The organism is Deinococcus wulumuqiensis R12, from assembly GCF_011067105.1.
GTDB classification, from domain to species: Bacteria; Deinococcota; Deinococci; order Deinococcales; family Deinococcaceae; genus Deinococcus; species Deinococcus wulumuqiensis.
Genome location: NZ_CP049358.1, coordinates 102115 through 125769, shown reverse-complemented (window position 1 = coordinate 125769; position 23655 = coordinate 102115). Strand labels below are relative to the sequence as shown.

Below are 23655 nucleotides of genomic sequence, written 5' to 3'. Positions count from 1 at the left end.
GGGCATGACGGAGCCTGCCTTCAATGCGATGAGCATGGACGAATATCTGCGGACGGAAGAACTCAGCCCGTTCAAGCGGGAGTTCGTGGCGGGCTTCGTGTACGCGTTGCACGCGCCGGCCGGGGTGAGCCAGGGGCATTCGCAGATTGGAATGAACATCGCCGGTTCGCTGTTCCGCGAGGCCAGACGCCAGGGCTGCCGCCTTCACATGGGTGAGATGCGGCTTCAGGTCGGCAACGCCATGTTCTACCCCGACGTGATGCTGGCCTGCGGCGACACGTTCCAGACCTATTTCGAGACGGCCCCCTGCCTGCTCGTCGAAGTCCTGTCGCCCAGCAGCGCCAGCACTGACCGGGTGGGCAAATACGCGATGTACACAGGCATTCCGACGTTGCAGACCTACCTGATCGTCGAGCAGAACGAGCGCCGCATCTACGCCTACCAGCGCGAGGGGAACGAATGGACGCTGCATGAGGTCGCTGGAGAAGGGGCCATCGACATTCCCTGCCTCGGCACCCGGCTGAGCCTGAGTGACGTGTACGACGGGGTTCTTGGCGACTGACGCCCTTGCTCCAGCGGTCACGGTTCAGTCCTTGTCCTCAATCCCCAGACTCGGCAGGTCGATCCCGCGTTCCCGCGCCACGTTCAGCGCGTGGTCGTAGCCCGCGTCGGCGTGGCGAATGACGCCCATGCCGGGGTCGTTGGTCAGCGCCCGCGAGAGCTTCTGCGCGGCTTCGTCGGTGCCGTCGGCCACGATGACCAGCCCCGAGTGCTGCGAGAAGCCCAGGCCCACGCCGCCGCCGTGGTGGAAACTCATCCATGAGGCACCCGAGGCGATGCCCACGCCGAAATTCAGCAGCGGCCAGTCGCTGACGGCATCCGAGCCGTCCTTCATCGCTTCCGTCTCGCGGTAGGGGCTGGCGACACTGCCCGCGTCGAGGTGGTCGCGTCCGATGACGATGGGGGCCTTGACCCGGCCATCTTTCACCATGTCGTTGAACAGCCGCGCGGCCTGGTCGCGCTCCCTGTAGCCCAGCCAGCAGATGCGGGCGGGGAGGCCCTGGAAGGCGATCTGGTCGGCGGCGTAGGTCAGCCAGTTTTGCAGCCGCTCGTCGTTGGGGAACAGTTCCAGCAGCGCCCGGTCGGTGGCGCGGATGTCCTCCGGGTCGCCGGAAAGGGCCACCCAGCGGAAGGGGCCGCGTCCCTCGCAAAACGAGTCGCGGATAAAGGCGGGCACGAAGCCGGGGTAGTCGAAAGCGTCCTGCACGCCCGCCTCGAAGGCCCGCTGGCGCAGGTTGTTGCCGTAGTCGAAGGTGACGGCCCCGCGCTTTTGCAGTTCCAGCATGGCGCGGACGTGCGCGGCCATCGCGTCGTAGGCGCGGCGGCGGTACTCCTCGGCGTGCTCGGAACGCAGCTTGTTCGCGTCCTCGTCGGCAGTCACGGGGGGGATGTAGCCCCACATCGGGTCATGGGCGCTGGTCTGGTCGGTGAGCAGGTCGGGCGTCCAGTTCATTTCGACGAGCCTCGGCACCAGTTCCGCCGCGTTCCCCTGCACGCCGATGGAGCGGGCCACGCCCTGCGCCTTGTACCCCTCGGCGCGGGCAATCGCGTCCTCCAGGCTGCCCGCCACTTCATCCAGATAGCGGGTTTCCAGGCGCTTCTGAATGCGGGTCGGGTCGAGCTCGATGTTGATGCTCACGCCGCCCGCCAGCTTGACCGCCAGCGGCTGCGCGCCGCCCATGCCGCCCAGCCCGGCGGTGACGGTAATCGTGTGCTTCAGCGTCCCGCCGAAGTGCTTCTTGGCCGCGCCCGCGAACGTCTCGTAGGTGCCCTGCAAGATGCCCTGCGTGCCGATGTAAATCCAGCTTCCGGCGGTCATCTGGCCGTACATCATCAGGCCCGCCTGATCGAGCTTGTCGAAGGTCTCCCAGTTCGCCCAGTGCGGCACGAGGTTGGAGTTGGCGATGAGCACGCGCGGTGCCCATTCGTTCGTCCTGAGCACCGCCACGGGTTTGCCGCTCTGAACCAGCAACGTCTCGTCGTTTTCCAGGCGGTCGAGCGTTTCCACGATTTTGTCGAAGGCTTCCCAGGTGCGGGCCGCCTTGCCGCGTCCGCCGTACACGACCAACGCTTCGGGGTGCTCGGCCACCTCGGGGTCGAGGTTGTTCATCAGCATGCGCTTGGCGGCTTCCTGAATCCAGCCTTTGGCGGTCTTGACGGGGCCACGGGGGGCGCGGACGGTACGGGGTTCACTTGGGGTCATGACAATCCTCCAGGGCCAGCGGGAGCTGACGGGTCGGTGCTGGCCGGGTGTTTTTGGTGGCCCTATCGTCACCGCAGCGGCCCGGCCCCACAAGCCGACTTTCCGCGATAGCCGGAAAACACTTATGCTGCTTCCATGCCGCGCACCCTCGCCACCGTCGAACAGGCCGTGCGGGTGCTGGAATGCTTCGACGCCGACCACACCCAGTGGAGCCTGTCGGACCTCGCGCGGCACCTCGACCTGCCGACCTCCACGCTGCACGAGCAACTCGGCACGCTGGCGCAGAGCGGCCTCCTGATTCGCTCCGGGCGGGGCCGCTACCGGCTGGGCTGGCGGCTGCTCAAACTCAGTTCGGCGCTCTACGGCTCGCTGCCGTGGTACTCGCTGGCCCACGCAGAAATGGAGCGGCTGGCGCGGGGCACACATCTGCTGGCGTTCGTCTCGGTGCTTCAGGGGGAACAGGTCATCTGCATCGCCCGCAGCGTGCAGGGCCGGGGCGGGTCAGGACCCGGTGGGGCAGTGGTGGAAGGGGAGACCCGCTTCGAGCTGCCGCCCCACGCGACGGCGAGCGGCAAGCTGCTCTACGCCCTGGCCGGGCTGCCTTTGCCGGGAGCGCCCCTGTTTACCGCGCACACCTGCGCCGAAGCCTGGGCAGAGCAGGCCCCGCGCATCCGCGCTGAGCGACTGGCCGTGACCCGCGACGAGTGGGCCGAGGGAACGAGCAGTCTCGCCGTGCCGCTGCGGGGTGGCGACGGGGAAGTGCTGGCCGCGCTGGGCGTCAGTCTGCCCACCTCGCGGCTGCGCGAACGTGACGCGCTGGTGCGGCGGCTGCGCGACGCGGCGGACGAGGTGGCGTGGGCGCTGGGCGCACGCTCCTTTCCGTAGGGGCAACGGTAAGCGTTTCGTCAGCAAACCGCATTGACCGCGCCCCCGCGCTGCCGGACACTGACAGCCAGGAATGACTGAACCGTTCGACCTTCGCCTGTGGCTTTCGAGCCTCGACCCCACGCTGCTGCATTTCGTCACCTTTTTCCTGATGCTGCTGGAGGGCGCGGGGGTGCCGGGGGTGCCGGGCGCCCTGCCCATGATCGCGCAGGTGGCCGAGATCGACGCCGGACACACCACCCTGGCGGCGGCGATTTTCTGGGGCACGCTGGGCAACTGGCTGGGCAGCCTGCTCGGGTACGCGGCGGGGCGCTGGGGCCAGCGCTGGTTGCCCCCGCGCTGGCTGGGACGCTTGCAGGGCGAGCGCGTCACCGGGCTGCTGCGGCGCTGGGGCGGGCCGCTGATCGTGGTCAGCCGCACGGTGGGCAGCCTGCGCACGCCGGTCACGCTGGTGTCGGGCATCGTCCAGTATCCGCTGCTACCGTACGTCGCCTACAGTCTGGTCGGCGCCCTGATTCACGTCGGCGTGTGGCAGTACCTGCTGTGGAAATTCGGCCCGGTCATCCTGCCGCAGCTCGAACGCTGGGGCCGCGAAATCCTGCTCTACGCCGTACCGCTGCTGCTGCTCGCCACCCTGGGCCGCTGGTGGTGGCAGCGCCAAAAAGCCCCCCGGACTCCGGCAGAGGAGCTGTTCGCGGGTCCCACCGAACTCACCAGAACAGCCGAAGCCGAGACGCCCGGTAACACTCGCTAGAGCAGTTCTCCGAATTACGTGATGCGCGGAACGGCACCCCGCATCACTCCATTCTCTGCTGCGCAGCTTTGCAAGTCCGCCCTGCTCCGTGTTTTGCACTCGCTCTCTGCGAGCTGTCCCAGTCCGCTCGCCAAAACGACATTGCGTCTTTTTGTCAAATGCTCTAAAGCTTCCTTCTCCGGGGAAGGCTCCCTATGTTTACCGGGTCTTCGTCACCTTGCTCAGCAGCGGCGGCTGGTCGGGGTCCAGGCCGCGTCCGAGCGCGAGGTGGGCCGCGAAGAGGTAAAAGGCCAGCGTGCTCGTCACCGGGTCGGTCAGGGGGTGGCCCCCGGTCGGCGTGGGGAGGTCGGCGCCCGCTTGCGGCCCGAGCAGTCGCAGGTCGGCGCCTGCCGCCCGCAGGTCGTCGTAGGCCTGCCGGGTCGCGTCCCAGGCGGCGTCGGCAGACGCGAAGCCCAGCAGCGGCAGCCCCTCGGCCAGCAGGCGTTTGGGGCCGTGGCTGAACTCGGCGGCGCTGTAGGCCTCGGCGTGGATGCCGCAGGTTTCCTTGAGCTTGAGCGCGGCTTCCTGCGCGGCGCCGTAGTGGTACCCCCGCGCCAGAACCAGCAGGTTGTCGGCAAAGCGGTAGCGCTCCGCCAGTTCGCGGGCCTGTCCTTCCAGCTCCAGCGTGCGGGTCAGCCGCTCGGGAAGCGCGTTCAGGGCGTCTCCCAGCGCCTCGTCCCCGGTCAGCTCGGCCACCACCGGCAACAGGGCGCACAGGCTCGCCAGGTAGCTTTTCGTCGCCGCCACCGCCTGTTCGGGGCCGCAGCGCAGCGGCAGGACGAACTCGGCGGCCTCCGCCAGCGGGCTGCCTTCGACGTTGACCAGCGCGACGGTCAGCGCCCCAGTTTCCCGCGCTGCCCGCACGTTTTCCACCACGTCGGGACTCGCGCCGCTTTGCGACACGGCAATCACCAGCGCCCCGGCGAGGTCCAGCCGCGCTCCGTAAAGGGTATGCACGCTCGGCCCCAGCGAGGCGACCGGGAGCGAGAGCTGCGTCTCCAGCACGTACTTGAGCACCGTGCAGGCATGGTCGCTGCTGCCCCGCGCGATGGTCACGGCGTAGGCCGGGCGCCGCCCACGAATCGCGGCGGCGAGCCGGGCCACCGCCTCCCGGTTCTCGGTGAGCAGCCGCCGGACGACGTGAGGCGCCTCGCGGGTCTCGCGCAGCATCAGGGGTTCGTTGTGGCCTTCGGAGGTCATGACCGTACTTTATGGGACCGTACTTTATGGGGTCGGCACTGCAAGGGGGCAGCACTCTGGGGAGTCACCGGGCCGCCCTCATGCTCGCCCGCTATCTTGCTGGGCACGTCATGACACTTGTCCAGTACCAAGGCAGCCTGCTTTCGCAAACCCGCGAGTGGACCAACCTGCACGATGAGGAACTGCGCCGCCGGGCGGTCCGGGCCGCGGGTGAAAAGGACGTGGCCGCCCTCGTGTCGCTCTCGGTCGCCTACCTCGGCCACCAGGGAGGGAGCGGTGTCCTGAGCAGCCCGCGCACGGTGGAGGCGTATGCACTCGGCGTGCGGCAGTTCGTGGCCTACGCGACCGAGCAGGCGGTCAACCTGCTGCGGCCCGGACGCCACGACGCGCAGGGGTACGTCAACGCCATGCTCGCGGCGGGCCGCGCCCCGGCGGGGGTGCAGCTCAAGGTGGCGGCGGCGGGCTGCCTGTACCGCGCCCTGCGCTGGGCGGGGGCCACCGAGGCCGACCCTTTCCGCGACGTGAAGGTGCCCAAAGACCGCACCCCCGGCATCGTCAAGCGCCCGCCCTACAGCGAGGACGACATCGCCGACGTGGTGGAGCAGGCCGACGTGCAGGCCAAGTTCCTGCTGTTCCTGACCGCCCACGCCGGGCTGCGCATCAGCGAGGCGCTCGCGCTGGAGTGGCAGGACCTCGACGAAAGCGCCCGTCGCATCCACGTCCGCAGCGGCAAGGGGCGCAAGTCGCGCATCGTCGCCATGAGCAGCAGCCTGGGCCGCGCCGCCCGCGCCTACCGCGCCCAGTTTGCGCCCGGCGGCCCCGAGCACGACACCGGACACCGCACCACCCCGCCCGAGCGCGTCTTCCGCTACGCCAGCGTGATGACCGCCCGTTACCACATCGAAAAGGCGTTCAAGGCGGCGGGCGTGCAGTTTCGCGGCTTTCATCCGGGTCGCAAGTACGCCGGAACCAAGCTGCTGCGCCAGATCAAGGATTTCGGCCGGGTCGCCGCCCACCTCGGCCACGAGAGCGTGGACACCACCCGCCGGGGCTACGCGCAGCTCGCCGCCGACGACCTCAAAGAAGACCTGAGCGGCTGGTAGGCCGCTGGGAGCCTGTTCGGAAGCTCAGCGCCGCAGCAGCTTGACCGCCCGCACCACGTCCGACGGCGTCACCGCTTCGCCGGGACGGGCGCGGCAGCCCAGGGCGTACTGCTCCAGCAGCCCTTCGCCCGCCGTGTCCAGGGCGCTGCGCACAGCCGCGAACTGCGTCAGGATGTCGTGGCATTCGCGGCCCTCTTCGACCATCTTCTGAATGCCGCGCACCTGGCCTTCGATGCGGCGCAGCCTCTTGAGCAGTTTTTCTTCCTCGGGGCCGAGGGGCAGGGCGGGCAGGGGAACAGCTTCGGTCGTCATCGGGGGGTCTCCAGCGCACGGGAACGTCGTTTGAGGGAGGCCGGGGCGCCCGTGCCTGCCCCCCGTTCCCTTTTGCTGATTCTATGGTCGTCGCAAACGCCCCTGTCTGCAACTGCGCAGGTCACGAAGGGGGAGAGCGTGCGCTGTTCTTATGCCGCTCTGAAAAATAGTTTGCGCATGCTAACTATTTTTCCGAACGGAGTGAGCAAGAGAAAATACGGGCCTGGGCGACGCGGAGCGCATTCGGGTGCTTTTCCCGGATGTGCGGAGTAGAGTCCAGGCCCGTATGACCGGAAAGAACAGGCCGCGCTGAGGGTGGCGGCGGGCCTGTCAGCTGGCCGTCAGGGAGGCTGACTCACTGCTGACAAAGCCCCGGCACACTCGGCGGCGTATGAAAAAGACCCTGCTGGGCCTGAGCGCCCTTTTGACGATCAGCACTGCCGCCGCCCAGGGCGCCATCACCGGCGCGGGCGCGAGCTTCCCCTACCCCCTGTACTCCAAGATGTTCAGCCAGTACAAGGCCAACAACGTGAACTACCAGTCGGTGGGTTCGGGCAGCGGCCAGAAGCAGATTCTGGAGCGCACCGTGGACTTTGCCGGCAGCGACAACCCCATGACCAACGAGCAGATGAAGGACGCCCCCGGCACCCTGCTGCACGTGCCCACCGCCATCGGCGCCGTGGTGCCCGCCTACAACCTGCCCGGCGTGAGCAAGCCCCTGAACTTCGACGGCCCCACCCTGGCGAACATCTACCTCGGCAAGATCAAGACCTGGGGTGACCCCGCCATCAAGAAGCTCAACCCCGGCGTGACCATTCCCCCGCTGCCCATCACCGTGGCCCGCCGCAGCGACGGCTCGGGCACCACCTACGTCTTCTCCGACTACCTGAGCAAGGTCAGCAGTGAGTGGAAGAGCAAGGTCGGCACCGGCAACTCCCTGCAGTGGCCCGTCGGCACCGGCGCCAAGGGCAACGACGGCGTTGCGGGCGTCGTGAAGGGCACCCCCGGCGCCATCGGCTACGTGGAACTGGTGTACGCCAAGCAGAACAAACTCGCCTTCGGCGCCGTGAAAAACCGTGCGGGCAAGTTCATCCTGGCCGACAACGGCCCCGCCAGCAACGCGGCCCTGGGCGTCGTGATTCCCGCCGACACCCGCGTGAGCCTCACCAACAGCGCCAACGCGAACGCCTACCCCATCGCCAGCTTCACCTACCTGATCTTCTACAAAGAGCAGAAGTACGGCAACCGCACCGAAGCCCAGGCCAAGGCGCTCAAGAACCTGCTCACCTGGATGGTGACCACCGGGCAGCAGTACAACGAGCCTCTGGACTACGCCAAGCTCCCCGCCAACGTGGCGGCCAAGGCCAAGACCGTCATCAACTCGATGACCTACGGCGGCAAGAAGTTCTGAATGTGACCACTGTGGAGCAGACGCCGACGCCGCGCTGCTCCCAGTTTCCTAGTACGTTTCCCAGTACGACCCAGTGGCCCCAGGGCCGGGAGGTGGTTTCCGAAGAGAAGCCGCCTCCTTTCTTCTTGCCCCGCATGACACCGGGCTGACCGGGTGGTCCTTCCAGGCGCGCCCTGACCCTGGCCCGAAGTAAGGCCCTGACGCCGGGCTGACTTTTGCCTTGTTGACTGTCGTACACCTCTGGAGGTGCTTTCCCACCATGACCCAACCTGTCAAGTCTCCGCCCAGCATTCCCAGTCGGCTGTCGAGCCGCAGCGACCGGGTTTTCGAGATCGTGATTCTGCTGCTCGCGTCGATCATCGCGCTGATCTTCGTGCTCAGCATCTACCAGCTCGCCAAGGAGTCGTGGCCCGCGCTCCAGAAGTTCGGCCTGAGCTTCTTTACCCAGCGCACCTGGAACCCGGTGGAAGGCACCTACGGCGCCGCGTCCATGATTCTGGGCACGCTGCTGACCAGTCTCGCCGCGCTGGTCATCAGCGTGCCGCTCGCCATCGCCAGCGCGCTGTTCGTGGCCGAGTACGCCCCCAAGTGGCTCGCCAACCCGGTGGGCTACCTCATCGAACTGCTGGCCGCCGTGCCGAGCGTGGTGTACGGGCTGTGGGCGCTGTTCGTCATCGCGCCGCTGCTCGCCAAGTGGCAGACCACCTTCTTCAACCCCGAACTGTACCCCGAGCGCTTTGCCACCTACACCCGGTGCGCCGAACTGTGGGCCAACAACCAGACCAACCTCCAGTGCTTTTTCACGCCCAGCAGCGGCGCGGGGCGCGGGCTGGCGCTCGCCATCATCATCCTGACCGTCATGATTTTGCCCTACACCGCGTCGGTGGCGCGTGACGTGATCCGGCTGGTGCCTGCCGACCAGCGCGAAGCGATGTACGCGCTCGGCGCGACCAAGTGGGAAGTGATTTCCCGCGCCATCTTGCCCTACGCCCGCGCCGGCATCATGGGCGGCGTGATTCTGGCGCTGGGCCGGGCGCTTGGGGAAACGCTGGCGGTGGCGATGGTGATCGGCGACAGCCAGGAAATCGTCAAGAGCTTCTGGGGCAACGCGAGCACCATGGCTTCGGTCATCGCCAACCAGTTCGGTGACGCGCAGGAGACCCTGCACCGCTCCAGCGTGGTGACGCTCGGCCTGACGCTGTTTTTCCTCAGCGTGCTGGTCAACTACGTGGCCCGCCTCATCATCACCCGCCTGACGCCGAAGGGGATTCAGCAGTGAGCAGCATGACCAAAGCCGCGACCAACACCGTGACCCCGGCGGGCCTCAGCCCGGCCCGCAAAACCACCAACCTGCTCATGGGCGGGCTGATCGTGCTCGCCACCGCCGTCGTGGTGGCGCCTCTGATCCTGATTTTCGCCTACCTGCTCAAAGAGGGCGTCAGTGCGCTCAACGCCGACTTCTTTACCAAGGTGCCCGCGCCGGAAGGCGAGAAGGGCGGCGGCCTGCTCAACGCCATCCTCGGCAGCCTGGAAATGCTGGCGATGGCCTCGGTCATCGGCGTGACGGTAGGCGTGGCAGGCGGCATTTTCCTCTCGGAGTACCCGCGCCACCCGCTGATGCCCACCATCCGCATGCTCAGTGACGTGCTGGCCGGGATTCCCGCCATCGTGATGGGTCTGGTCGCCTACGGCCTGATGGTGCTGACGATGGGCCGCTTCAGCGGTCTGGCGGGGGCGCTCGCGCTCGGCTTCCTGATGATTCCCATCGTGGTGCGCACCACCGAGGAAGTGCTCAAGCTGGTGCCCATGACGGTGCGTGAGGCGGGGGTCGGTCTGGGCCTGCCCAAGTGGCTGGTGACCATGAAAATCGTGCTGCCCGCCGCCGCCGGGGGCATCATCACCGGCGTGATGCTGGCGCTCGCCCGCGTCGCCGGGGAAGCCGCGCCGCTGCTGTTCACGGCCTTCGGCAATAACCTCGTCAACCTGGACCCCACCAAACCCATGAGCGCCCTGCCGCTGGAAATCTACCGGGGCGCGACCTCGGCCTACGACGAAAACCAGCGCATGGCGAAAGCGGGGGCGCTGCTGCTGATCCTGATGATTTTCCTCACCAGCATGCTCGCCCGCCGGTTCGGTCGCCAGAAATAAATCTGTTCGGGAACGCGGCGCCTGCCTTTTCCGGTCCCCAGCCTTCCGTATTCAAGGAGTGTTTTCATGACCAGTCCCTTTTTGCTGAGTGCCAAAGACGTGAGCATCTACTACGGCGACAAACAGGCCGTCAAGAACGTGAATCTGGACGTGCGCCCCGGAACCGTCAACGCCTTCATCGGGCCGTCGGGCTGCGGCAAGACCACCTTCCTGCGAGCGATCAACCGCATGCACGACCTGACCCCCGGCGCCCGCGTGACCGGCAGCATCCTGCTCGACGGGCAGGACATCTACAGCCCCGGCGTGGACCCGGTCGCCATGCGCCGCCGCGTGGGAATGGTGTTTCAGAAGCCCAACCCCTTCCCGACCATGAGCGTGTTCGACAACGTGGTGTCGGGCCTCAAGCTCGCGGGCGTGCGCAACCGCGACCATCTGATGCAGGTGGCCGAGCGCTCTCTGCGCGGCGCGGCGCTGTGGGACGAAGTGAAAGACCGCCTGAATACCCCGGCCACCGGCCTCTCCGGCGGGCAGCAGCAGCGTCTGTGCATCGCCCGGGCGCTCGCCGTGGAACCCGAAATCCTGCTGATGGACGAGCCGACCTCGGCCCTCGACCCCGCCAGCACCGCCAAGATCGAGGACCTGATGGGCGAACTGAAAAAGGTCACCACCATCATCATCGTGACCCACAACATGCACCAGGCGGCCCGTGTGAGCGATACCACCAGCTTCTTCCTGGTGGGCGACCTCGTGGAGCACGGCGCCACCGATCAGGTGTTCACCAACCCGCGTGACGAGCGCACCGAGGCCTACGTGTCGGGGCGGTTCGGATGACCGCCGGTGCCCCCACGGGCCGCGCCCGGCTCGACGCGCAACTGGAGCGCATGACCGCCGACTTCCTCCTGATGCAGGACACCCTGGCCGGGCAACTGCGGGCGCTGCAAGCGGCGCTGGAGAAGGGCGATGGCGCGGTGCGCGAGGAAGTGGAGCGGCTCGACCGTGAAGTCGACGCCGCCAACGCCCGCATCGAGGACGAAGCGCTGCACCTGCTCGCCCGGCAGTCGCCGGTGGCCCATGACCTCAAGCTCACGCTGCTGATTTTGCAAAGCACGCCTGACCTCGAACGCGCCGGGGACTACGCCAAGCATATGGCCCGCCGCCTGCCCGCGCTGCTCGCCAGAAGCGAAGGGCGGCCCAGCGAGTTCGCGCAGGCCCTGGCGCTGCTGCTGCAAATGACGACCACCCTCCGCGCGGCTTCCGCCCCCATGAACGTGGACCTGGCCCGCGACGTGCTGCGTCTCGACGACGAGGTGGACGCCCTGTACGACCGCGCCGTGCAACAGGTGCTGACCGACCGCAACGCTGCTACAAAGGACGACCGGGACGCGCTGGCCGAGGTCCTGGAAGCCAGCCACGCCTGGCGGGCCGCCGAGCGCCTGGGCGACCACCTCGTCAACGTGGCGCAGCGCACCCAGCGCCTGTGCGTCCGCCCCGCGCCGAGTGACCTGCCTGCCTGAACCCCGCGTCCCCCACGCCGCCCCTTTCCCGCACTTTGAAGCCGGGAAAGGGGTTTGCCTTTGTTCCCCCTTTGATACGGATTCCGATTGAATCCAGCAGATTTCTGGATTCAATCCGAGCGGATGCGAGTAGGAAGAAATACGGATTCCGCGATATGGATGCACAGGCGGCGCTTTCCCGACTGTGCAGGAATTAAGCGGAATCCGTATGAGAGAGAGGACACGCCTTCTCTGGCCCTTGACTCTATACCCTGGGGGGGTATAGGATTCCTGCGAGTGAAGGAGGTCGTCATGGTTCCGAACAGGTCGAACCGAGAGAAACGAGGATCGAAGAAAAAAGTACGTGACACGGGAAGGAGAGAGCTTTCCGTGCTTTCCCAGAATCTCGTGATGTCAAATGCAGCGTCCCCCGAGTGGTGTGCGCCCCCGTGCTGCGGCGAGGCCCGGCGATGATCCTGGCGTGGCTGGGCGCCGCACTGATCGGCCTGAGCCTGGGTCTGCTGGGGTCGGGTGGGTCCATCCTGACGGTGCCGGTGCTGGTGTATCTGGTGGGCGAGCCGGAAAAAATTGCAATTGCCGAGAGCCTCGCTGTCGTGGGGGGGATCAGTCTGGTGGGGGCGCTGCCCTACGCGCTGCGGCGGCAGGTGGACTGGACTTCGGTGGTCTGGTTCGGGATTCCCGGCGTGGTGGGCACCTTTCTGGGCGCGGCGCTGAGCGTCTACCTCTCGGGCGCCGTGCAACTGCTGCTGTTTGCCGCCGTGATGCTGCTCGCCGCCGTGATGATGTTCCGCTCTTCCCCCATAGCAGGCGAGCAGAGCGGGGAACAGATGGCCGGGCTGCGCTCGCCCCTCAAGGTCGGGCTGGAAGGTCTGGTCGTGGGCGTCGTCACCGGGCTGGTCGGGGTGGGCGGGGGCTTTCTGATCATTCCCGCGCTGGTGCTGCTCGGCGGTCTGCCGATGGGTCTGGCGGTGGGAACCAGCCTCCTGATTATCGCCGCCAAGAGCTTCGTCGGGTTTTTCAAGTACCTGGGCGTACTGGGCGAACAGGGCCTGAGCGTCGACTGGTCGCTGATCCTGATCTTCACCGCCATCGGTATTGTGGGCAGCTTTCTCGGGGCGCGGCTGGGCCAGCGCATCGCGGGCGAACGGCTCAAAAAGGGCTTCGCCGTGTTCCTCGTCCTGATGGGGGCCTACGTGCTGGCGACGAACGTGCCGAAAGTGCTTTGAAGTGCCCACGCTGGCCGCAGGCCGGTTGCTGCCCCGTTCTTTTCCTCCTTCCTCCGTTCATTTTTCACCGTGTTTTCAATGCGGCTGCATCAGACTCCGCATGAGGTATCTGCTATGACTGAGTTTCTTGACGTGTTGCGCTCGCCCTGGCCCTGGTGGGTCGGTGGCCCCCTGATCGGCCTGACGGTCCCGCTGATGCTGTGGCTGGGCAACAAATCTTTCGGGATTTCCAGCAACCTGCGCCACCTGTGCGCCGCCGCGCTGCCCGAGTCCGCCAAGCCTCCCTTTTTCCGCTACAACTGGCGGGCCGAGAGGTGGAACCTGGCTTTCGCCCTGGGGCTGGTTCTGGCCGGGGCCGTGTTCGGGAGCCTGCTGGCCGACCCGCAACCCGTGCGCCTGAGCGCCGCCGGGGTCCAGAGCGTGAACGACCTGGGCGTGACGGTGCGGCCCGGCCTCGCGCCCGCCGAACTGACCGACCTGAGTCGCCCTGGCGTCTGGGCGCTGCTCGCGCTGAGCGGGCTGCTGGTCGGCTTCGGCACCCGCTACGGGGGCGGCTGCACCAGTGGGCACGCGATTACGGGCCTGAGCACCCTGCAAGTCCCGAGCCTGATCGCCACCGCGTCCTTTTTCGTCGGTGGGATTCTCAGCGCCAACTTGCTCCTGCCGCTGCTGCTGGGCGTTCTGGGCCTCGGGGGTCTGAAATGACCGGCATTCCCGGCGTCCACCCCCCGGCCCAGCCTCCCGTGTCGGCGGCGCGGCAGGCGACCGGCCTGCTCGTCTACCTGCTGGTGGGGCTGTATTTCGGCACGGTCCTCGTCAAGTCGGAAGCGGCGAGCTGGTACCGCATTCAGGAAATGTTCCGCTTCGAGTCGTTTCATATGTTCGGTCTGCTCGGCTCGGCGGTGCTGACCGGGATAGTGTCCACCACGCTGCTGCGGCGGTTCGGGCACACCCGCAGCGGCGAGGAAATCCGGGTCAGTCCCAAGGACCGGGGCTGGGTGCGGTACGTCCTGGGCGGGCTGACCTTCGGCCTCGGCTGGGGGCTGGCGGGCGTGTGCCCCGGACCCATCTTCGTGCTGATCGGGGCGGGGGTGTGGCCGATGCTGCTCACACTGCTGTTCGCGCTGCTCGGCACCTACCTGTACGGCGTCCTGCAAAAGCGGCTGCCCCATTGAGCTGTTCGTAGCTGTCCGTCATCCCGGGGGCTGCGCCTGTGCCCCCCCTTTTCTCCCTGGAGGGACCCCATGAGCGACATCCTGACCTGTTCGCAGTGCCAAGCCAGAAACCGCGTGGGCGCCGTGCCCGCTGACCGGGTGCCGAGCTGCGCCCGTTGCGGGGCCGCGCTGCCCTGGCTGCACGACGGCACCGACGCTTCTTTCGAGCAGGACATCCAGGCGAGTGTGCCGGTCATCGTGGACTTCTGGGCGCCGTGGTGCGGTCCCTGCCGGGTGATGGCCCCGGTGCTGGAAGACCTCGTCCGGGACCTGCCGGGCAAGGTGCGCGTGGTCAAGGTCAACGTGGACGAAAACCCGCACACCGCCGCCCGCTTCGAGATTCGCAGTATTCCCACGCTGCTGATGTTCAGGAACGGGGAAGAGGTGGACCAGATCATCGGTGTGCCCCAGAAAGCGGCGCTGCGGGCGCGGGTGGAGCATCTGAGTCGGCTCTGATACGGATTCCGATTGAATCTGGTCGTTTCAGATTCAATCCGACTTGCAAAGCTGCGCAGCAGCGCGGATGCGAGTAGGAAAAAAGTAACTACTCAGCACGAGAAGTCGAGTTTGTGTAAGACGCCACGAAAGACGTCAACCAAGCCCGTCCAAACTGATACGCCCTGCTTCTGAAGGGTAGAGATGAAGCTGCGAATTCGGCAGAATGCCTGCCCCCCGGCCTCCGAGCGAAACCCACCCGAAACCTTGCGTTTTACGCAGGCCATCCTGATGTCACGTTCCGCCTGATTGTTGTCAAACGGCACGTCAGCACGCTCCAGGAAAAGCAGCATCGCTGCGCGGTGCTGCTGACACCGCAATGCCAGGTTGCGTCCCGGAAGCTGTTTGGGTTTACCACGCCGCTTTGGAACAGGTTCCTGCACCGGATTTGCTTCCAGACCCGCCAGCACCAGTTCGTCAAATCGCGTATAGAACGCAGCTCTTTGCTCATTCGTCAATATCCCCGTCTTCTGGGCATGGTAGACCTGCTGCAATTCCCGCCGCAGTTCACCGGCCCAGGGCTGCTGGTCATGCTCATCCAGTTTGCGCAGTTCGCGCAGCAGGTGAGCATTGCACAGCGCGTGTTCTCCAGGGAGACGGAAATAGGTGTTCCAAGCGTCGTGAACCACGACGCCCGTAAAGTCGGTCAACACGCCAGCCGCCTCAAGAGCCGCGTAGCCGCGCTTCTCGTGCAAGGTATAGAGCGTTCCCCTGGCAAAACAGGCCACATGAAACCAGTTCAGCTTCCCATTCACCTTGGTGCCCGTTTCATCCGCATGGAGTACGGCTTGTTGCCTCAGGCCAGCTTTCAGCTCGTCCTCGAAAGGCTCAAGGCGTTCTGAAGCCAGGTTGATGTTGAGAACCACCGTACCATCGCTGATGGACGCGCCAAAAAGCGCGTCCGTAATCTGGGTGACCCGCTCCAATGGAATGAAATGCCCCACATTCAGCAAGGTCGTGAAGGCATGGAGTTGCGGACCGTATTGCACCTGACCAGGGACATGCTCGGGGAAATTGGCCTGTCCACGACAGCCACAGTTCGGGCAGAGTTTCACTTCGGCCTGGTACTCGGTGATATGGAGACGCAGTTCTGGCAAATCGTGAACCTGTCGAGCAAGATGATCGGTGACATCCACCTCGTCCCAGACAGTCCCACAAGAGCAGGCTCCGGTGAGCGATAGCGTTTGGATTTCGTCGGGCTGGTCACTGAATTTCAGCGTTTTCCCTGGGTGTCCCTTTTGTCCACCAGAAGAGCGTTCGCTCTTCTGACGCTCGCTCTTGGGTTTCCAGGGGGGGTCTTTGCTCGGTGGTTGATTGGAGTTGCTGCTATTCAGACCGAGCAGGGTTTTGATAGCCCGCAACTCGGCTTGCAATGCGGCGACTTCAGCCTGGAGGCGAGTCACCTCGGCAGCAAGTCGTTCGCAGTTGGGACAGGTCTCTTGCGTGATGCCCCTACTCTACCCGTTTCCGCTTCGCAAGTCCCCCTGCTGAGCAGTTACAAAATACGGTTTTAATACGGATTCCGATTGAATCTGGTCGTTTCAGATTCAATCCGACTTGCAAAGCTGCGCAGCAGAGCGGATGCGAGTAGGAAAAAATACGGATTCTGCGATATGGATGCACAGGCGGCGCCTTCCCAACTGTATAGGCCCGACTGTCCAGGAATTAAGCGGAATCCGTATCAGTCCCAATTCAGCGGTCCGTTCGGTCACGCATTCGCCAGGGGCCGCCAGGAGCAAGAGGGGAGAGGAGAGCGCGTCACGCCGCTGCTCACCAGCTCCCCCGCCTGACAGAAACATACAGAAACATACAGAAACGTGCGGTCACGGCGCTGCTGGAGTGTCCTCGTCGGACAACCGGCTCGCCAGCTCCCGCGCCAGGGCGTAGGCCTCGTCTCCGATAAAACCCGCCTGATCGGGTGTGAGGGGAAAATCCCGCAGTCCCGCCTTGCGCAGCTTGGCCGGGTTGACGAAGGTGAGGTTGGCTTCCCGGCACACCTGAAAAATCCGGGTGCGCAGCGCGTCGTTGTTCTCAAACGGAAAGATGCGCCCCGCCGGACTGGACAGCGGCCCACCGGCCTGCGCGAGCAAGCGGTCGAGGGCGGCGTAACTGTCGTCGTCGAGCTGGCACAGCGTCCGCCGCCGCAGCACCGTGCCGTCCTCGGGTCGGAACGCCGACCACCGCAGCGCCAGCATCTCGGCCACCTGAAAAGTATGGCGGTACATCAGCGTCAGCGCGGCGAACAGGGCCGGGTCGCTCCGGGCATGAACGAGCAGCCGCTCGATGTCCTCACGCGGGGGCACCTTTTCTACTTTGCGTTCCCCCGGTGGCCGCACCACCCCCCGCAGCGGATGCCGGAGGACCACACCTTCATCCATCAGCAGCTCGTACAGCCGCGAAATGGTCGAGAGCCGCGCCACCACCGTGTTCGCCTTGGCAGTGCCGGGTCCTTTCACCGTTTCATGCAGCGGGCCTTGCAACCAGGTCACGAAATCGGCGGGGGGATGAAGCAGGCTGACATGGTCACGCTCCGCCGCCGCGAACACCAGCCGCAGGTTGCTGCGCAGTTGCTTGAGCGGCCAGCGCATCTCCGGCCCCAGCACCGCCAGCACCGTGTCGAGGTCCGCCTCCTGAAGCGCCCGCGTGAGCTTGAGCTGCCGTTCATCCTGTGGATGCATATGCAATTTTATATGTTTAGAGGCCTAAAAAGACAAGCCTTTGCTTTCCGCTTCTGTGTCGTGGCCGCTATGTCGTGGCCGCCAGGAAGAAACGAGCAGACAGCTTCAAGCCTTATCTCTTGCTTCGGCTCCAACAGCAACAGAGTTCCAGCCACAAGCTTGGGCAGCAGCGAGGAAGCGGTATCCCCCATCCAGTCACGAAAAGGAGTTTTTCTTACCTAAGCGGTCTTAGATAAGAATCCCCCCAAACCCTACCGGCCTTGAACTTCCCCTGACATTCGGCCCTCACTCTCTGTTCATGACTTCTCAACCTGAGCAGAGCCTCTGGCACCGCCTTCTCGAAACCCGCCTGACTCGCCGCAGCGCCCTGGGCAGCGCCGCCGTGACGGCCGCCGCCGTGACCCTGCCGGTGACCCTGAGCGACGCGCAGGCCGCCGCCAACAACGGGGCGCCCGTAGTTGCCGACCCCAAGGAGCGCATCAGCCCCCACAGCGTGCCCACTTTCCGCCCCATCGAGCCGACCACCGCCGACGCGGTGACGGTCCCGGCGGGCTACCGCACCCAGATTCTGGCGCCCTGGGGCGAACCGTTTACCGACGACGGGCGCACCATCGGCTTCAACCACGACTTCGTGGGCTACTTCCCCATCGACATGCTCGAAGGCGGCCAGAGCAGCACCGAAGCCCTGCTGACCATCAACCACGAGTACGTCAACCCGCTGTTCGTGGGCGGCAACACCCAGGAGCGCACCCCCGAGCAGATTCAGGCCGAGATGCGCGAGGTGGGCGTGAGCGTGGTGCGGGTGAAGCGTGAGCGCGGCGAGTGGAAGATCGTGGCCGACCCCCGCAACCGCCGCATCGACGCCTTTACAGACATCGAGCTGACCGGCCCGGTGCGCGGCGCGGCGGTCGTCAAGGGCGCGACCACCGTCAAGGGCAGCGTGGGCAACTGCTCCGGCGGGCAGACCCCCTGGGGCACGCTGCTGACCTGCGAAGAAAATGTGGACGGCTACCAGAAGGCCTGGGCGGGCAGCGGCTACGAGATGATGCACCAGGGCTGGGTCACCGAAATCGACCCCTTCGACCCCGAGTGGATGCCCAAAAAGCGCACCGGCATGGGCCGCTTCCGTCACGAGAACGCCGCCGTGACCCTCGCCGCCGACGGGCGCGTGGTGGCCTACATGGGCGACGACATGCAGGACTCGTGCATCTACAAGTTCATCAGCCGGGGCAAGTACGACCCGCAAAACCGCGCTGCCAACCGTGACCTGCTCGCGGAGGGCGACCTGTACGTCGCCAACTTCGGCAACGGCAGCTGGGTGCTGCTCGACTACGACAAGAACAAGAAGCTGCAGGACGCCAAGAACGGCGACAAGCCGCTGTTCACCTCGCAGGCCGAAGTCCTGGCCGATGCCCGCGCGGCGGCTCTGGCGGTGGGCGGCACCCCGGTGGACCGTCCCGAGGACATCGAAGTCCACCCCCGCAGCAAGGACGTGTACGCCGCGCTGACCAACAACTCCAAGCACGGCAACTTCTTCGGGCAAATCATCAAGTGGACCGAGAAGGACGGTGACGCGGCGGCCCTGAACTTCGTGTGGGGCATCTTCGCCTACGGTGGCCCCCAGAGCGGCTTCGCCAGCCCCGACAACCTGGTGTTCGACGCCTACGGCAACCTGTGGATGGTGACCGACAACTCGGACCTGGGCACCAACCCCATCAAGGCCTACCACGGCAACAACGCCATGTTCTTCTTCCCCACCGAAGGCCCCAACATGGGTAAGGCCTACCGCTTCGCCGTCGGTCCGGTAGACGCCGAAATGACCGGCCCGGTGTTCAGCCCCGACGGCAAGACGCTGTTCGTGGCGATCCAGCACCCCGGCGAGGACACCGAGGACATCAACAACCCCACCAGCACCTTCGCCGCCAAGCCCGGCACCAAGATTCCGCGTCCCACCCTGGTCGCCATCGAGGGCTTCCCCGGCTGGAAGGCCTGAGATGACCGCGCTGCCCTACCGCGCCCCCTGGATCGTGGGCCGCACCACCCTGCTTGAGCACGCCGCCGAGGACTTTCTCAACGAGCTGACCCGGCAGCAGCCCTGGCGCAAGGCCCGCGCCGAGGAACTCATCGAAGACCTCGACACCTTCCTGGGCGGCGCCGCCCCCCTGTCGGCGCTGACCGAGGACCGCACGGCAGCCTGGCAAGCGGGTCTGCCGCCGGAGCAGCAGGCCGAGGCCCGCGCTCTGCTCGCCGACCTGCACACCTACCTGCGCGACTGGAACTGGCAGGCTTAATACCCCTTACGCCTGACCCCGGCGGCCCGTCTCCTGAATTCAGGGAGGCGGGCCGTATGCCGCGAGACTCTCTAGAATGCCGGACGTGAGCACCCGCGACATCGTCTATATCGCCCTGTTTGCCGCCCTCGTCGCCGCGCTGGGGGCGCTGCCGCCCCTGACCCTGGTGACCGGCGTGCCCATCACTGCGCAGTCGATGGGGGCGATGCTGGCGGGGGCCGTTCTGGGCGCGCGGCGCGGCGCGCTGTCGCAGCTCCTGTTCCTGCTGCTCGTCGCCGCCGGGCTGACGCTGCTGGCCGGGGGGCGCGGGGGCCTGGGGGTCTTCGCCGGGCCGACCGGGGGTTTTCTGCTGTCCTGGCCGGTGGCGGCCTACGTCATCGGCTGGCTGCACGAAAGGTTCTGGGACCGCCTGAACTTCGCCTTGTCGCTCGGCATCATCCTGCTGGGTGGTGTGGTCGTCGTCTACGCCATCGGCAACGCGTGGCTGAGTTACGCGGCCCCGATGCCGTACCTGAAAGCGACCCTCGCGGCAGGCCCCTTTTTGCCCGGCGACCTGCTCAAGGCGGTGCTCAGTGCGAGCGTCGCCCTGACCGTGCGGCGCACCTATCCGCTGATTGTTCCGCCCAGCCGTGATTGAGCTGCGCGGCGTTTCGCAGACCTTCGAGGTGCCGGGGCTGGCGCCGCGAACGGTCCTTTATCCCCTCGACCTCAGCCTGACCGAGCGGCGTATCGGCATCGTCGGCAGCAACGGCAGCGGCAAAAGCACCCTCGCGCGCCTGATCGGTGGTCTGCTGCTGCCCACGACAGGGACGGTGACGGTGGGCGGCTTCGACACCCGGCGCTCGCCCCGCGAGGTGCGGCGGCGCCTGGGCTTCGTGTTTCAGAACCCCGAGCACCAGATTGTCTTTCCGGTGGTGGAAGAAGATCTCGCCTTCGGGCTGCGTCCCCTGGGACTGAGCGCGGCGGAAACGGAGGGCAGAATCACGGAGATGCTCGGGCGTTACGACCTCGCGCACCTGCGCCAGCACGCCACGCACCGGCTTAGCGGGGGGCAAAAGCAGCTTCTGGCGCTGGCGGGGGTGCTGGTCATGCGCCCCGAGGTGATCGTGTTCGACGAGCCGACCACGCTGCTCGACCTGCGCAACCGCAACCGGGTGGCCCGCGCCATCGCGCAGTTGCCGCAGCAGGCCGTGGTGGTGACGCACGACCTGGAACTGCTGCGCGACTTCGAGCGGGTGCTGGTCTTCGAGGACGGCGCCCTGCTGGCCGACGCCGCTCCCGCCGAGGCGCTGGCCCTCTACCGCGAGCGGATGTCACTGGAGTCGGCTTGAGTCTCAGCCTGTACGTGCCGGGCCGCTCATGGCTGCACCGCCTCGCGCCGGGGGTCAAGCTCACGGCGCTGCTGCTCGCCGGGGTCGGCGTCTTTCTGGTGCGGGACCTGCGGCTGCTCCTGGGCCTGCTCACGGCGTCGCTCGCGCTGTATGCCCTGAGCGGTCTCGGCGCCCGCCTGGCCTGGCACAGCCTGCGGCCCGCGCTGGGGCTGCTGCTGTTTTTCTTTGCGGTTCAGGGCGTGACCGCCGGGTGGGAAGCCGCCGCCGTCACCGCGCTGCGCTTCGGGGTGATGATTCTGCTCGGTGCCCTGCTCACCCTGACCACCCGCGTTTCGGACGTGCTCGCGGCGCTGGAACGCGGCCTGCGGCCCCTGGCCCGCTTCGGGGTGGACCCGGACAAGGTCAGTCTCGCCTGCTCCCTGACCCTGCGGTTTATTCCGGTCACGTTGCAGGTCGTGGCCGACGTGCGTGAGGCGCAGCGGGCGCGGGGCCAGGAACGCCACCTCATCGCGCTCGCTGTGCCGGTCATCGTCCGGACGCTGAAGATGGCCGACGACGTGGCGGACGCGCTGGAGGCTAGGGGCGGGGGCCGGTAGGGGGGGTTGGAACGTGGAGGGTGAGGGGTGGAGAGAGTGCGGATTTCATATAAAATTTTATGAACTGAGGAGATTTGTTCGACTTGACCCGTGACCAGGGCGGTGGCAAACTCTGGGCATCGTCAACAGGGGTGCCTCCGCAATCGGGCCGGAGGCTGAGAGGGCAACAGCGCCTAACCCTAGGAACCTGAACTGGTTAGCACCAGCGGAGGGAGTGTGACGGGTGCGGACACTGTTTGACCAGCCTGGGCTGGGGCCGCCCTCCTCCGACTTTCGTTTGGGGGAGGGATTTTTTGGATTGAGTCGAATGAGCTGCCGGGCAGCCTGCCCCCCTTCTTCATCTCTTCTGCCCTTCTCTCCCCTACTGCCGAGGCCCCATGACACCGTTTTCGCTCGACCATTCCCGGCTGTCCACCCAACCCTTTCCCAACTCCGAAAAGCGCTACCTGACGGGCGAGCGTTTTCCCGAAGTCCGCGTGCCAGTGCGCGCCATTCGGCTCTCGCCCACCGTAGAAGCCTTCAGCGGCGTGACGCGCACGCTGCCCAACCCCGACCTGCTCGTACCGGACACCAGCGGGCCATACACCGACCCCGCCGTACAGATTGACCTGGAGCGCGGGCTACCGCACGCCCGGCCCTGGCTGGTGCGGGACGAACGGACAGAGACGACACCGCGTTTTTCCGCACTGGCCGACCTCGACGGGCCGGTGCCCTATCCGAACGTGCAGGCCCCGCGCCGCGCCAGGGCGGGACAGGGCATCACGCAGATGCAGGCCGCGCGGCGCGGCGAAATCACGCCCGAAATGGAATTTGTCGCCCTGCGCGAGAACTTGCGGCAGGAGATGTCGGCAGACCTCTTGGAGCAGCACCCCGGCGAAAGCTTCGGCGCGGCGCTTCCCCGCGTCTACACCCCCGAATTCGTGCGCGACGAGGTGGCGCGGGGGCGGGCCGTCATCCCCGCCAACATCAACCACCCCGAACTGGAACCGACCATCATCGGGCGCAATTTCCGCGTCAAAATCAATGCCAACCTCGGTACGTCCATCGTGACCAGTTCCATCGAGGAAGAGGTGGAAAAGATGGTCTGGGCGGCGCGTTGGGGAGCCGACACAGTGATGGACCTCTCCACCGGCAAGCACATTCACCAGACCCGCGAGTGGATCGTGCGAAACAGTCCCGTGCCCATCGGCACCGTGCCGATTTATCAGGCGCTGGAAAAGGTCGGGGGCAAGGCCGAAGAACTGACCTGGGAGGTGTACCGCGACACCCTCATCGAGCAGGCCGAACAGGGCGTGGACTACTTCACCATTCACGCGGGCGTGCGGCTCTCACATGTGCCGCTGACCGCTCGCCGCCGCACCGGCATCGTCTCGCGTGGGGGCAGCATCCTCGCCAAGTGGTGCCTCGCGCACCATCAGGAAAACTTCCTCTACACCCATTTCCGCGACATCTGCGAGATCATGGCCGCCTACGACATCACCTTCAGCCTCGGGGACGGCCTGCGCCCCGGCTCCATTCAGGACGCCAACGACGCGGCGCAATTTGCCGAACTCGATACGCTGGGCGAACTGACGCGGGTGGCGTGGGAATGCGGCGTACAGACCATGATCGAGGGGCCGGGACACGTTCCCATGCAACTGATTCGGGAAAACATGACGCGGCAACTGGATGCCTGCGCCGAAGCGCCCTTCTACACCCTCGGGCCGCTGACCACTGACATCGCGCCCGGCTACGACCACATCACTTCCGCCATCGGAGCCGCGCAAATCGCGTGGTACGGCACGGCGATGCTGTGCTACGTGACGCCCAAGGAGCACCTCGGCCTGCCCGACAAACAGGACGTGCGCGACGGCGTGATGACCTACCGCATCGCCGCGCACGCCGCCGACCTCGCCAAAGGCTACGCGGGGGCGCAACTGCGCGACAACGCCCTGAGCAAAGCCCGCTTCGAATTCAGGTGGCAAGACCAGTTCAACCTCTCGCTCGACCCCGAACGGGCGCGTGCCATGCACGACGAGACGCTGCCCGCCGACGCCGCCAAGACCGCGCATTTCTGCTCCATGTGCGGCCCGCATTTCTGCTCCATGAAACTCAGCCACGACATCCGCGCCGCCGACGTGCTCGCGGGGATGGAAGAAAAGGCGCGGGAATTTCGGGAGAAGGGCGGGGAGATTTATGTCGATGGTTGATGGGTC

The 23655-nt window shown here is 66.2% G+C and carries 24 protein-coding genes and 1 riboswitch; of the genes, 19 read left to right on the top strand and 5 right to left on the bottom strand.

What is annotated here, in order from left to right:
• Positions 1 to 4: 4 nt before the first annotated feature.
• Positions 5 to 562: a Uma2 family endonuclease gene (locus tag G6R31_RS14445; protein WP_025567061.1), complete on the top strand. Its 558-nt coding sequence runs from the start codon at positions 5 to 7 to the stop codon at positions 560 to 562.
• Between the two features lie 24 nt (positions 563 to 586).
• On the opposite strand, the gene hutU is transcribed toward G6R31_RS14445, so the two are convergent.
• On the bottom strand, positions 587 to 2263 hold the full coding sequence (hutU, locus tag G6R31_RS14440) for a urocanate hydratase (RefSeq protein WP_017871474.1): 1677 nt from the start codon (positions 2261 to 2263) through the stop codon (positions 587 to 589).
• 135 nt (positions 2264 to 2398) lie between these two features.
• On the opposite strand from hutU, the gene G6R31_RS14435 reads away from it, so the two are divergent.
• Both G6R31_RS14435 and G6R31_RS14430 read left to right on the top strand, forming a co-directional pair.
• A complete protein-coding gene (locus G6R31_RS14435) occupies positions 2399 to 3148 on the top strand; it encodes an IclR family transcriptional regulator (protein WP_017871473.1) in 750 nt (249 codons plus the stop codon).
• A gap of 73 nt (positions 3149 to 3221) precedes the next feature.
• On the top strand, positions 3222 to 3902 hold the full coding sequence (locus G6R31_RS14430; protein WP_017871472.1) for a DedA family protein: 681 nt from the start codon (positions 3222 to 3224) through the stop codon (positions 3900 to 3902).
• A gap of 198 nt (positions 3903 to 4100) precedes the next feature.
• Here the strand turns inward: G6R31_RS14430 and G6R31_RS14425 are convergent, their stop codons facing one another.
• Positions 4101 to 5141: an SIS domain-containing protein gene (locus G6R31_RS14425; protein WP_017871471.1), complete on the bottom strand. Its 1041-nt coding sequence runs from the start codon at positions 5139 to 5141 to the stop codon at positions 4101 to 4103.
• Between the two features lie 110 nt (positions 5142 to 5251).
• On the opposite strand from G6R31_RS14425, the gene G6R31_RS14420 reads away from it, so the two are divergent.
• Positions 5252 to 6244 carry a tyrosine-type recombinase/integrase gene (locus tag G6R31_RS14420; protein ID WP_025567064.1) on the top strand — a complete coding sequence of 331 codons (993 nt, stop codon included), beginning with the start codon at positions 5252 to 5254 and terminating at the stop codon, positions 6242 to 6244.
• Between the two features lie 24 nt (positions 6245 to 6268).
• Here the strand turns inward: G6R31_RS14420 and G6R31_RS14415 are convergent, their stop codons facing one another.
• On the bottom strand, positions 6269 to 6556 hold the full coding sequence (locus G6R31_RS14415; RefSeq protein ID WP_017871469.1) for a metal-sensitive transcriptional regulator: 288 nt from the start codon (positions 6554 to 6556) through the stop codon (positions 6269 to 6271).
• 391 nt (positions 6557 to 6947) lie between these two features.
• On the opposite strand from G6R31_RS14415, the gene pstS reads away from it, so the two are divergent.
• The 9 genes from pstS to trxC all read left to right on the top strand — a co-directional run bounded on the left by pstS (position 6948) and on the right by trxC (position 14525).
• Positions 6948 to 7967, top strand: coding sequence for a phosphate ABC transporter substrate-binding protein PstS (gene pstS, locus G6R31_RS14410; RefSeq protein ID WP_017871468.1), 1020 nt, complete (start codon positions 6948 to 6950; stop codon positions 7965 to 7967).
• A gap of 259 nt (positions 7968 to 8226) precedes the next feature.
• The gene (gene pstC / locus G6R31_RS14405) at positions 8227 to 9246 is read left to right on the top strand and encodes a phosphate ABC transporter permease subunit PstC (RefSeq protein ID WP_017871467.1); all 1020 of its coding nucleotides are present in this window, start codon (positions 8227 to 8229) and stop codon (positions 9244 to 9246) included.
• A 5-nt stretch (positions 9247 to 9251) separates the two neighbouring features.
• On the top strand, positions 9252 to 10115 hold the full coding sequence (gene pstA, locus G6R31_RS14400) for a phosphate ABC transporter permease PstA (protein WP_029732711.1): 864 nt from the start codon (positions 9252 to 9254) through the stop codon (positions 10113 to 10115).
• A gap of 66 nt (positions 10116 to 10181) precedes the next feature.
• The gene (gene pstB, locus G6R31_RS14395) at positions 10182 to 10946 is read left to right on the top strand and encodes a phosphate ABC transporter ATP-binding protein PstB (RefSeq protein ID WP_017871465.1); all 765 of its coding nucleotides are present in this window, start codon (positions 10182 to 10184) and stop codon (positions 10944 to 10946) included.
• Positions 10943 to 11629, top strand: a complete 687-nt coding sequence (gene phoU / locus G6R31_RS14390) for a phosphate signaling complex protein PhoU (protein ID WP_017871464.1) — start codon at positions 10943 to 10945, stop codon at positions 11627 to 11629. The genes pstB and phoU overlap by 4 nt, the downstream gene beginning before the upstream one ends.
• A gap of 449 nt (positions 11630 to 12078) precedes the next feature.
• Positions 12079 to 12855 (top strand): sulfite exporter TauE/SafE family protein, encoded by a 777-nt coding sequence (locus G6R31_RS14385; protein ID WP_017871463.1) that lies wholly within the window; start codon positions 12079 to 12081, stop codon positions 12853 to 12855.
• A 114-nt stretch (positions 12856 to 12969) separates the two neighbouring features.
• Positions 12970 to 13560: a YeeE/YedE family protein gene (locus G6R31_RS14380; RefSeq protein ID WP_017871462.1), complete on the top strand. Its 591-nt coding sequence runs from the start codon at positions 12970 to 12972 to the stop codon at positions 13558 to 13560.
• Complete coding sequence (locus G6R31_RS14375; RefSeq protein ID WP_017871461.1) at positions 13557 to 14030, top strand: YeeE/YedE family protein; 474 nt, start codon at positions 13557 to 13559, stop codon at positions 14028 to 14030. Before G6R31_RS14380 ends, G6R31_RS14375 begins: the two co-directional genes overlap by 4 nt.
• 69 nt (positions 14031 to 14099) lie before the next feature.
• Entirely contained in the window at positions 14100 to 14525 is a 426-nt protein-coding gene (gene trxC, locus G6R31_RS14370; RefSeq protein WP_017871460.1) for a thioredoxin TrxC, read from the top strand.
• Between the two features lie 92 nt (positions 14526 to 14617).
• On the opposite strand, the gene tnpC is transcribed toward trxC, so the two are convergent.
• On the bottom strand, positions 14618 to 15967 hold the full coding sequence (gene tnpC, locus G6R31_RS14365) for an IS66 family transposase (protein ID WP_081703135.1): 1350 nt from the start codon (positions 15965 to 15967) through the stop codon (positions 14618 to 14620).
• A 420-nt stretch (positions 15968 to 16387) separates the two neighbouring features.
• A complete protein-coding gene (locus G6R31_RS14360; RefSeq protein ID WP_017871749.1) occupies positions 16388 to 17242 on the bottom strand; it encodes a site-specific integrase in 855 nt (284 codons plus the stop codon).
• Positions 17243 to 17540: 298 nt separating this feature from the next.
• Between G6R31_RS14360 and G6R31_RS14355 the strand changes: the two genes are divergently transcribed.
• The 6 genes from G6R31_RS14355 to thiC all read left to right on the top strand — a co-directional run bounded on the left by G6R31_RS14355 (position 17541) and on the right by thiC (position 23649).
• Positions 17541 to 19235 (top strand): PhoX family protein, encoded by a 1695-nt coding sequence (locus tag G6R31_RS14355; RefSeq protein ID WP_017871750.1) that lies wholly within the window; start codon positions 17541 to 17543, stop codon positions 19233 to 19235.
• A gap of 1 nt (position 19236) precedes the next feature.
• The gene (locus G6R31_RS14350) at positions 19237 to 19533 is read left to right on the top strand and encodes a hypothetical protein (protein WP_017871751.1); all 297 of its coding nucleotides are present in this window, start codon (positions 19237 to 19239) and stop codon (positions 19531 to 19533) included.
• A gap of 76 nt (positions 19534 to 19609) precedes the next feature.
• Positions 19610 to 20170, top strand: a complete 561-nt coding sequence (locus G6R31_RS14345) for a biotin transporter BioY (RefSeq protein WP_017871752.1) — start codon at positions 19610 to 19612, stop codon at positions 20168 to 20170.
• Positions 20163 to 20864: an energy-coupling factor ABC transporter ATP-binding protein gene (locus tag G6R31_RS14340; protein WP_017871753.1), complete on the top strand. Its 702-nt coding sequence runs from the start codon at positions 20163 to 20165 to the stop codon at positions 20862 to 20864. Before G6R31_RS14345 ends, G6R31_RS14340 begins: the two co-directional genes overlap by 8 nt.
• A complete protein-coding gene (locus G6R31_RS14335) occupies positions 20861 to 21460 on the top strand; it encodes an energy-coupling factor transporter transmembrane component T family protein (protein WP_017871754.1) in 600 nt (199 codons plus the stop codon). The genes G6R31_RS14340 and G6R31_RS14335 overlap by 4 nt, the downstream gene beginning before the upstream one ends.
• Before the next feature lie 117 nt (positions 21461 to 21577).
• Positions 21578 to 21692: riboswitch (TPP riboswitch) on the top strand.
• Between the two features lie 145 nt (positions 21693 to 21837).
• Positions 21838 to 23649 (top strand): phosphomethylpyrimidine synthase ThiC, encoded by a 1812-nt coding sequence (gene thiC, locus G6R31_RS14330; protein ID WP_017871755.1) that lies wholly within the window; start codon positions 21838 to 21840, stop codon positions 23647 to 23649.
• Positions 23650 to 23655 lie beyond the last annotated feature (6 nt).